The following is a 10,479-nucleotide window of genomic DNA, read 5'->3' on the forward strand; positions in this document are numbered from 1 at the left end:
GGACCTCGGGTTCGACTCGCTGACCGCGGTCGAACTGCGCAACCGCCTCACCGCCGACACGGGGCTGCGACTGCCCGCCACCCTCGTCTTCGACCACCCCAGCCCCGGTGAACTCGCCCGTCGGCTCCGCGAGGAACTCGCCCCGGAACCGGCCGACGCACCGGAAGGGACCGGCGCGGGGGAGGGGGCCGGCACGGTCGACGCGCTGGACGACACCGCCGTCGCGTCCATCGCCGCGATGGACACCGACGACCTGATCCGTCTGGCCCTCGACGGCATCGAGGAGTCCTGACCCCGCCCCCCGACCGGGAGCCCGAGAGGGGGTCCTTCCCCTGACCGGGAGCCCGCGAGGGGGGCCTTCCCCTGCCCGGGAGCACACGAGAGGGGGCGGTCGGCTCAGGCCGACCGCCCCCTCTCGTGCCGCTTCCGTCAGCGGCGCAGCAGCGCCGACTCGTCCTTGCGCAGCGGCGGTTCGGCCGCGACGGGACCGGCGGCCGGCCGGGCGGCGAGCCGCTGGACCGCGGCGACCACCTCGGGCGCCCGCAGCCGGGTCAGCGGCGCGGACAGCGTCGTGACCTCCATCGTCGCCGCCGCCACGATGGGCTCGGAGAGCGCCGCCGTCGACACCAGGTCCGCGAACTGACGTCCCGCGGGGGAGGGGTCGGCCAGCCGGGCGTCTGTGACCTCCGCGCGGCAGCCCGGATAGCCGAGGTCCTGGGTGGTCGCCAGGATCCAGGCGTCGTCGATCGCCGCGCTCACCGCCCGCTGCGCGCGCCGGGCGAGGTGCGGGACCAGGCCGCCGGACCGGCGCAGCTCGCCGTCGAGGGCGAGGGCGCTGTGCGCGGCACAGCTCATCCCGTGCCCGTACACCGGGTTGAAGGCCGCCAGCGCGTCCCCGAGGACGACGAAACCCTCGGGCCACGGGGTGACCTGCTCGTAGTGCAGCCGCCGGTTGTGGGTGCTGCGCGACCCCTGCACCTCGGTGACCGGCTCGGCGGCGGCGATGAGGTCACCGACGATCGGGTGCCGTACCGCCCCGGCGAACGCGGCGAAGCCCTCCTCGCCGTTCGGCGGCTCCGCGCCCCGGGTGCCCGAGACGGTGACGATCCACCGGCCGCCCTCGATCGGGACGAGCACCGCGCTCTGCCCCGGCCGCCCCGAACGGTGGTCGGGGTAGACGCTGACCACGGGGAAGTCCTTCTCCGCCCCGGCCGGCGCGCGGAAAATGCGGCTGGAGTAGCGCAGCCCGGAGTCGACGGTCTCCTCCCGCACGGCGGGCGCTCCCAGCTCCGCCAGCCACTTCTTCGCCGGCGACCCCCGGCCGGTGCTGTCGACCACGAAGTCCGCCGCCAGCTCCGTCGGCCCCGCCGAACCGTCGCGCGGCTGGACGGCGACGCCGGTGACGCGCCCGGCGCGGATGCGCGGACCCAGCACGTCCGTCCCGTCGAGCAGGGTGATCCGCCGGTCGCGCAGCACGCTGCTGCGGACCGTCCAGTCGAGCAGTTCCCGACTGCACGTGATCATGAACTGTGTGCCGGGGAACCGCTGCTGCCAGCCGTACGCGGTCAGCGACACCACGTCGGCGGGCAGACCGATCCGGTGCGCCCCCGCGGCCAGCAGCCGTTCGGTGGTGCCGGGCAGCAGGCCGTCGATGGCCCGCGCGCCGCCGGACATCAGCAGATGCGCGTGACGCGCCTGCGGCAGTCCCTTGCGCAGGTACGGGCCGTCGGGCATCGTGTCGCGGTCCACCACGGTGACGGAGTCCACGTGGTCCGCCAGGACGCGCGCCGTCAGCATCCCCGCGAGTCCGGCACCCAGCACCACGGCGCGCTTCGAGTCGGTCATCGGTACGCCACACCCTTCAAGTCGTCGTTCACGGCCGCGGAGGTCCGCGTCATTCGGGGCCGAGGAACACCACGTCGGACAGCCCCCAGTAGCCCTGCATCTCGTGGATCAGCCCGTCCGCTCCGACCTTGACGGTCATGACGTATCCGAACCGGATACGGGTGCCGGGGCCGCTGTCCTCGGGCGGCGCGGGGATGAACCCCAGGCGCACCAGATTCGGCCCCCAGGGCAGGTAGTTCATGGTCGTGACGACCGGTACCGCGGCGGTCGCGCCGTCCTGCGCCGCGACCGGTGTGCCGGCGTCCTCGAAGGCGCGGCACTGGATGGCCGCGCCCGCGTGGGCGCGCAGCGCCTCGATCCCGGCGCGCGTCCCGGTACCGACCGGGTCCTCGAAGGTCACCTCGGGCGAGTAGAGGGCGAGCAGACCTTCCAGGTCGCCGGCGTTCACCCGGCGGCAGTGCTCCACCACCAGGTGCTTGCAGAGATTCTCGTCGGGCACGGTGACCTCACATGCTCACGTCGGTGGTGCCCCAGAAGGTCCTGGCCTCCTCGATCAGCCCGTCGTCGCCGATGCGGAACGTCATCACGGCGTCGACGGTGACCCGCTTGCGATCGGGATCCTCGATGTTGACCAGGTCGGCGGTGACCGACGCGGCGACATGGCGCTCGTCGTGCGCGCCGACGATGGAGTGCACGGTGTCCTTGATGTCGGCCTGGCCGATGGTGACGCCGTAGAAGTGGCGCAGCGCCTCGTGACCCCGGGTGACGGGGGCGCCCAGGGGGTCCTCGATGTAGCCGTCGGGGGCGTACATGGCGACCACCCCGTCGACGTCACCCGCGTTGAGCCTGCGGTAGTACTCCGTGATGATCTTCTTGCGGGTGGGTTCGTCGGTCATGCTGTTCCCTCCGTCGGTGGTGCTCGGCCGGAACGCGCCCAGCCAGTACGGCTCGCGCTGGAACGGGTACGTCGGCAGGTCGACCGGCCGGGCGTGGACGTCCTGGACGAGGGCGGTGTGGTCCAGGTCGGCGCCGGCCGCGTACAGCCGGGCCACCGCCCGCACGAACGCCCGGGGGGCGGGCGTCCCGTCCTGGTGCAGGTGAACGGTGACCGCGCCGGCGCCGGGCCGGTCCTCCCGGGGGGCTCCGAGGTCCACCACGAGGTCGGCGCCGTACGCCGCGCCCTCCTGTCCGGCCGCCGCTTCGCCGTCGTCCGGCGCGGCACCGGCGAGCAGCGCCTCGGTGTCGATCCGCGCGCCGCTGCCGGCCGTCAGGGCCGCCGTGCGCGGCGGCGCGGCCGTACGGTCCTCCAGGCCGTCCGTGCGGCCGGCGGCCACGCGGGCCGCCTGCGCGAGGGTCAGGCTGCCGCTGAGGTGGGCGGCGGCGACCTGTCCGCCCCCGCGGCCGATCAGGGTGTCCGGGCGCAGGCCGCGGCTCTCCAGCAGCCGGTGGGCGGCGACGTTCGCCGCGAACGAGGCCGCCTCCGCGTGCGGTGCGGCCTCCCGCGCGTCCCGTGTGCCCGGCGCGGCCAACGGCTCGTCCAGATGGGGAGCGAGGGCGCGGGCGGCCTCGTCCCAGGCCCGGGCGTAGACGGGGTACGCGCTGTACAGCTCGGCCTCGGCCGCGGGCCGCCGTTCGTCGGCACCGGGCAGCAGGACCGCCAGGCGGGTGCCCTCGCCGCCGGACCGGCCGGTGAGCAGGTTCGGGTGGGGCGCGCCGGTGGCCAGGGCGGTCAGCGCGTCGAGGAGTTCGGCCCGGTCCTGCGCCAGGACGACGGCGCGTTCCTCGAAAGCGGTGCGGGCGGCCAGCGACCGGGCGACCTCGGCCGGGGTGACGGTGTCGTCACCGGCGAGCCGGTCGTACAGCCTCCGGGCGTGCGCGGCGAGGGCGGGACCGGTACGGGCCGACAGCAGACAGGGCGCCGGGACCGCCCCGGCGTCGGGGGAGGACTCCGGGAGCGGCGCCTCGGGCGTGTCGGGCGCCTGCTCCAGGATGACGTGCACCTTGGTGCCGTTGCCGCCGAACGAGGACACTCCGGCGCGGCGCGGCCGTCCGGTCTCCGGCCAGGCCACGGCCTCACGGGCCAGGGCGACGCCGCCGCCCTCCCAGTCGACCTCGGCCAGCGGCTCGGCGGTGTGCAGCGCCTCGGGCACGATGCCGTTCCGCATCGACAGGATCGTCTTGATGACCCCGACGACCCCCGACGCGGCGTGCGGATGACCGATGTTGGCCTTGACGGAGCCCAGCCACACCGGACGGTCGGCGGGACGGTGCCGGCCGTAGGCGTCGATGACCGCCTCGGCCTCGACGGCGTCGCCGAGCGGGGTGCCGGTGCCGTGCCCCTCGACCACGTCGACGTCGGCCGGGCCGAGACCGGCGTCGGCCAGCGCGAGCCGCATGACCTGGCTCTGCGAGGGGCCGTGCGGGGCGGTCATCCCGTTGCTCGCCCCGTTGTGGTTGAGGGCCGAGCCGCGGATCACCGCCAGCACCCGGTGGCCGCGCCGACGGGCCTCGGAGAGACGCTCGAGGACCAGCAGACCGGCCCCCTCGCCCCACCCGGTGCCGTCGGCGTCGGCGGAGAACGACTTGCAGCGGCCGTCGGCGGCGATTCCGCCGAGGTTCTCGAAGGCCGCCGGGAACGCCATCACGGTGACACCGCCGACCAGCGCGGAGGCGCACTCGCCCCGCAGCAGCGCCTGGCGGGCCAGATGCAGGGCGACGCCGGAGGACGAACAGCCGGTGTCCACGGTGAGCGTCGGCCCCTCCAGGCCGAAGGTGTAGGCCACCCGGGCGCAGGCGAAGGGCGAGCCGCCACCGGAGGACACGTACGGCAGGCTCGCCTTGGGGACCTGCCGCAGGTCGGAGACGTAGTTCTGGAAGAACGTGCCGAGGAAGACACCGGTGCGCGACCCTCGCAGCCGCCGCGGGTCCTCACCGGTGCGTTCCCACGCCTCCCAGGCCAGCTCCAGCAGCAGCCGCTGCTGCGGGTCGATCACCAGCGCCTCCTCCGGGCTGATGCCGAAGAACGCCGGATCGAACCCCGAGGCACCGCTGATGAAGCCGCCCTCGGAGAGCAGGCCCACACCGGGCATGGCGTCGTTCCAGGCGGCGAACCGGTTCAGGTTCCAGCCGCGGTCGTCCGGGGCGGGCCCGACCGCGTCGCCGCCGGACACCAGCAGCTCCCACAGCTCGTCCGGCGACGCGATGCCGCCGGGCAGCCGGCAGCTCATCCCGACGACGACCACCGGGTCGCTGTCGTCGGCCGGCCCCTCGCGGCGCGCCTCGGCCGGGGCCGCGGCGGCGGACTCCTCCTCGTCACCGGTGAGCCGGCTGCGCAGGTGCTGGGCGAGGGCGTGCGGAGTGGGATGGTCGTAGACCAGGCCGACCGGCAGGCGCAGGCCGGTGGCGGCGGACAGCCGGTTGCGCAGGTCCACCGAGCTGAGCGAGTCGAAGCCCAGCTCCCGGAAGAGCCGCCGGGCGCCGACCGCGTCGCCGCCCGCGTGGCCGAGGACGGCCGCCGCCTGCTCACGGACGAGGTCGAGCAGGATCCGGGTGCGTTCGGCGGGGGGCTCACCGGCCAGCCGGGCGGCCAGCCGCGGTGTGGCGTCCGTCCCCGTGCCGGCGGCACGCCGCAGCGGGGTGCGGATCAGGCCCCGGAACAGCGGGGGCGGCGCGCCGCCGGCGAGCTGCCGGGCCAGCGCGCCGAGGTCCGTGGGCAGCGGCACGAACAGCGCGGTGCCGGTGCGCACCGCCGCGTCGAACATGGCCAGGCCGTCCGCGGTGGACAGGGTGCCGAAGCCGGCGCCGGTCATCCTGCCCCGGCCGGACTCCACGCGCCGGGTCAGCTCGCTCAGCTCCTCCCACATGCCCCACGCCAGGGAGGTGGCGGGCAGGCCCTGGGCGCGGCGCCGCGCGGCCAGGGCGTCCAGGAAGGTGTTGGCGGCCGCGTAGTTGGCCTGCCCGGCGGTGCCGAGGACGCCGGCGGCCGAGGAGAACAGCACGAACGCGGCCAGCGGCAGGTCGCGGGTGAGTTCGTCGAGGTGGACGGCGGCGTCCGCCTTGGGGCGGAAGACGGTCGCGACCCGTTGCGGGGTCAGCGCGTCCAGCACGGCGTCGTCGAGGACGCCGGCGGCGTGCACGACGGCCGTGAGGGGGTGCTGCTCGGGTACGGCGGCCAGCACGGCGGCGAGCGCGTCCCGGTCGGCGGCGTCGCAGGCGGCGACGGTGGCGTGGGCGCCCAGTCCGTTCAGCTCGTCGACGAGTTCCCGGGCGCCCGGCGCGTCCGGCCCGCGCCGGCTGAGCAGCAGCACGCGGCGGACGCCGTGCTCGCGCACCACATGGCGGGCCACGAGCGCGCCGAGGGTGCCGGTGCCGCCGGTGATCAGCACGGTGCCGTCCGGGTCGAGCGGCGTGTGGCCGTCCGCCGCGGCGGTGGAGGCGCGGCCGAGGCGGGGCGCGCGCACCACGCCGCCGCGCACGGCCAGCCGGGGCTCGCCCGCCGCCAGCGCCGCGCGCAGCGGTCCGGCGGAGACCGGGCCGTCGGTGTCGAGCAGCAGGACCCGCCCGGGATGTTCGGCGTCGGTCGAGCCGACCAGCCCCCACAAGGGGGCGGCCGTCAGGTCGGGAGCCTCGCCGTCGCCCGTGGCGACCGCCGTACGGGTGAGCAGCACCAGACGGCTGTCCGCGAGAGCTTCCTCGGCCAGGAACGCCTGGAGGGTCGCCAGGGCCGCGCAGGCGGCGGCCTCCGGCCCCGCGCCCACGGCGGCCGGGACGACGACGGTGTCGGGGGCGGGAGCGCCCGCCGCGACGGCCGCGGCCAGCGTGGCCAGGTCGCGGTGGAGGGACACGTCGGCGCCGGCGTCGCGCAGGGCGGCGGACAGGGCGCCGTGACCGGGGTCGTCGGCGAGCAGCGCCCACTTCCCGGCCGGCTCGTCCGACGGTTCGGCCGGCGCGACCCACTCGACGGTGAAGAACGCGTCGCGCGGCACCCCCGCGGGCGTCGCCGCGTCCCGCGCGGCCACCGGACCGAAGACCACCGGGCCGACGTCGGCCAGCGGCTGCCCGGCGGCGTCGGCGAGCGTCACCAGGACGCCGTCGGCGCCGGGACGCAGCCGGACGCGCGCCGAGTCGGCGCCGGTGGCGTGCACGGCGACCCGGCCCAGCGAGGTCGGCACCCACGGGCCGCCACCGTTGTCGTCCGGCCCGGGTCCGGAAAGCCGCCAGGCCAGCAGGGCGGCGTCGAGCAGCGCGGGGTGGATGCGGTGACCGCGCGTCTCGCGCGCCTCGTCGGACAGCACCACGTCGGCGAACACCTCGTCGCCCCGGCGCCACAGCCCGCGGATCACCGCGCCCCCGGCCGGACCGTCGTCGTCCGGGAACGGCAGCGGGCCGGCGTCCCGGGGCGGCCACCCGCCGCCCTCCGCGACCGGCACCGGCGGCGGCTCGCTGAGGTCGGCGGTCGCGTACCGGACCCACCGGCCGTCGGCGACGTCCGGGTGACGCGCGTGCACGGTGAGACGGCGGGCGGTGTCACCGGTCCGGTCGGCGGTCACCTGGACCCGTGTGGCGCCCGTCGTGGGCAGCACCAGCGGCCGCTCCAGGGCCAGCGCCGCCACGCCGGCGCCGACCTCGTCGGCGGCCCGCACCGCCAGCTCAGCCACATCGGCGGCGCCCACCGAGGGCAGGCCGCCGACCTCGTGCCGCGCGGCCGGACCGGTGGCCTCCACGACACCGGTCAGCACGACCGCGTCCCGGTCGGCCAGCTCCACCGCGGCACCGAGCACCGGATGGCCGGCGGCGTCCAGACCGAGCGCGGAGGGCTCCGCGGCCGCCGCGTCGGGCGACAGCCAGTAGCGGGCACCCTGGAACGGATAGGTGGGCAGGTCCACGTCCGCCGCGTCGACACCGGCGAACAGCGCGGCCGGATCGACCCGCGTACCGCGCACCACGGCCTCGGCCAGCGAGGTGCGCAGCCGCGCCAGCGAGCCGTCGTCCCGCCGCAGCGTGCCGACGACGGCGGCGTCCGCCTCGACGGTCTCGGCACACTCCTCGATCGCCGCCGTGAGCACCGGATGCGGGCTGGTCTCGACGAAGACACCGTGGCCGCAGTCGAGCAGGGCGCGCACCCCCTGCTCCAGCAACACGGGCTGCCGCAGATTGCGGTACCAGTACCCGGCGTCCAGCCGCGCGGTGTCGATCCAGTCGCCGGTGACGGTCGACCAGAACGGCACCTCGCACGCCCGGGGCGCGATGTCCGCGAGGTCCGCCGCCAGCCGCTCGCGCAGCGACTCGACCTGCTCGGAGTGCGAGGCGTAGTCGACGGGGATACGGCGCACCCGCACCCCGTCGGCCTCACAGGCCCGCACGAACTCGGCGAGGGGGGCCGCGGCACCGGAGACGACGGTGGCGCGGGGGCCGTTGTGGGCGGCGACCGACAGCGCAAGGCCGTCCCGGTCGAAGCGGGCGAGCACCTCGTCGGCCGGCAACGCCACCGAGGCCATCCCGCCGTGCCCGGCCAGCTCCGCGGCGATGGCCCGGCTGCGCAGCGCGACGACCTTGGCGCCGTCCTCCAGCGACAGCGCGCCCGCCGCGCAGGCCGCCGCGATCTCCCCCTGGGAATGGCCCAGGACGGCGGCCGGCCGGACCCCGTGGTCCTGCCACAGCCGGGCCAGGGACACCAGCACCGCCCACAGGGCGGGTTGCACGACGTCGACCCGGGCCAGCGCGGCCTCGTCGTCAAGCACCTCGGTCAACCGCCGGTCGGTGTAGGGCGCGAGGGCCTCTTCGCAGGCGGCGAGGTGGGCGGCGAACTCCGGGCACTCCGCGCGCAGCCGCGTCGCCATCCCGGTCCACTGGGAGCCCTGGCCGGGAAAGACGAACACGACCTTGCCGCGCACCCCGGCCGACCCCGTCACCAGCGACGGTGACGTCCCGCCCGACGCGAGGGCGCTCAACGGCTCCCGGGCACCCTCAAGGCCGTCGGCCAGGACGACCGCCCGGTGCTCGAACGCGGTCCGCCGGCAGGCCAGGGCGGCGCCCACGGCGACGGGATCCGCCTGCGGAGCGCCGGCGCACCACCGCGCCAGCTGCCCGGCACGGGCACGCAGCGCCTCCGGGGTGGCCGCCGACAGCAGCCACGGCACGGGCCCGCGGCCCGGCAGGCCCGGCACGGACCGCTCCCCGGTCGCGGCCGCCGGCGGGTCGTCCTCGGGCGCCGCCTGCTCCAGCACGACGTGCGCGTTGGTGCCGCTGAGTCCGAACGAGGAGACGGCGGCACGGCGCGGCCGGCCGGTCCGCGGCCAGTCGCGGGGTTCGTCGGCCAGCCGCACACCCCCCGCGGACCAGTCGATGTGCGGCGACGGGGCGTCCACGTGCAGGGTGCGCGGCACATGGCCGTGGCGCAGCGCCATCACGGTCTTGATGACTCCGGCCACGCCCGACGCGGCCTGTGAGTGCCCGATGTTGGACTTGACCGACCCCAGCCACAGCGGCTGTTGCGGGTCGCGTCGCCGCCCGTACGTGGCGAGCAGAGCCTGCGCCTCGATCGGGTCGCCGAGCGTGGTGCCCGTGCCGTGCGCCTCCACCAGGTCGACCTCATCGGGCGCGACACCGGCGTCGGCGAGCGCGGCGCGGATGACGCGCTGCTGGGAGGGGCCGTTGGGCGCGGTCAGCCCGTTCGACGCGCCGTCCTGGTTGACCGCCGAGCCGCGCAGCACGGCGAGCACCCGACGGCCGTTGCGCCGCGCGTCCGACAGCCGCTCCAACAGCAGCAGGCCCACGCCCTCGGCCCACGAGGTCCCGTCGGCCGCGGCGGCGAACGGCTTGCACCGGTTGTCGGGCGCCATCATGCCCTGGCTGCTGAACCCGTAGAAGATGCTGGCGGTGGACATCACGGTCACCCCGCCGGCCAGGGCCAGCGAGCACTCGCCGTTGCGCAGCGCCCGCGCGGCCAGGTGCAGGGCGACCAGTGAGGAGGAGCAGGCGGTGTCCACGGTGACCGCCGGGCCCTCCAGACCGTAGACGTAGGAGAGCCGGCCGGAGATGACGCTGCTGGAGGTTCCGCTGACCATGTAGGTGGCCACGCCCTCGGGCAGTTCGGTGACCCCGGTGCCGTAGCCGGTGGCCGTGGCGCCGATGAAGACACCGGTCCGGCTCCGCTTCAGCGAGGACGGCACGATCCCGACGTTCTCGAAGACCTCCCAGGAGGTCTCCAGCAGCAGCCGCTGCTGGGGGTCCATCGCCAGTGCCTCGCGCGGCGCGATGCCGAACACGGCAGGGTCGAAGCGGTCGACGTGGTCGACGAAGCCGCCCTGCGGGACCGGCCCCATGCCGTCGCTGGTGGCGGCGAGGTCCATCACCTGCTGCTTCCAGCCGCGGTCGTCCGGCAGGTCGCCGATGGCGTCGGTGCCGTCGACGACCAGCCGCCACAGATCCTCGGCGGAGGAGACGGAACCCGGGTAGCGGCAGCTCATCCCGACGATCGCGATCGGCTCGTGCGCGGCACCGGCCAGTTCCTCGTTGCGCGCACTCAGCTGCTCGTTCTGGGCGCGCAGCCGCTCGTTCTGGGTCAGGGACGCCCGCAGCGCGTCGACGAGCCGATCCTCGGAAGGGGCGGTCATGGCGAAACTCCGCTCGTCG

3 protein-coding genes and 1 pseudogene are annotated in these 10,479 nt (G+C 76.0%); 1 reads left to right on the plus strand and 3 read right to left on the minus strand.

From position 1 onward, the window contains the following. Positions 1-292, plus strand: a 292-nt coding sequence (locus ALMP_RS25655; protein ID WP_264932223.1) for an acyl carrier protein, incomplete at its 5' end; no start/stop codon positions are given. A 137-nt stretch (positions 293-429) separates the two neighbouring features. On the opposite strand, the gene ALMP_RS25660 is transcribed toward ALMP_RS25655, so the two are convergent. The 3 genes and pseudogenes from ALMP_RS25660 to ALMP_RS25670 form a co-directional block, all read right to left on the minus strand. Further along, entirely contained in the window at positions 430-1,845 is a 1,416-nt protein-coding gene (locus ALMP_RS25660) for an NAD(P)/FAD-dependent oxidoreductase (protein WP_264932225.1), read from the minus strand. Between the two features lie 49 nt (positions 1,846-1,894). Beyond that, a complete protein-coding gene (locus ALMP_RS25665) occupies positions 1,895-2,344 on the minus strand; it encodes a nuclear transport factor 2 family protein (RefSeq protein ID WP_264932227.1) in 450 nt (149 codons plus the stop codon). A 7-nt stretch (positions 2,345-2,351) separates the two neighbouring features. Beyond that, positions 2,352-10,457 (minus strand): annotated as a pseudogene (locus ALMP_RS25670) (type I polyketide synthase); the annotation flags it as partial. Between the last annotated feature and the right edge of the window lie 22 nt (positions 10,458-10,479).

Origin of the sequence: Streptomyces sp. A012304 (genome assembly GCF_026008495.1) — a bacterium.
In the GTDB taxonomy this organism is placed as follows: Bacteria; Actinomycetota; Actinomycetes; order Streptomycetales; family Streptomycetaceae; genus Streptomyces.

What these genes read in the sequence shown, in the direction of transcription:
- ALMP_RS25660 (WP_264932225.1), bottom strand. Translation starts at nt 1,845, where the DNA reads ATGACCGACTCGAAGCGCGCCGTGGTGCTGGGTGCCGGACTCGCGGGG.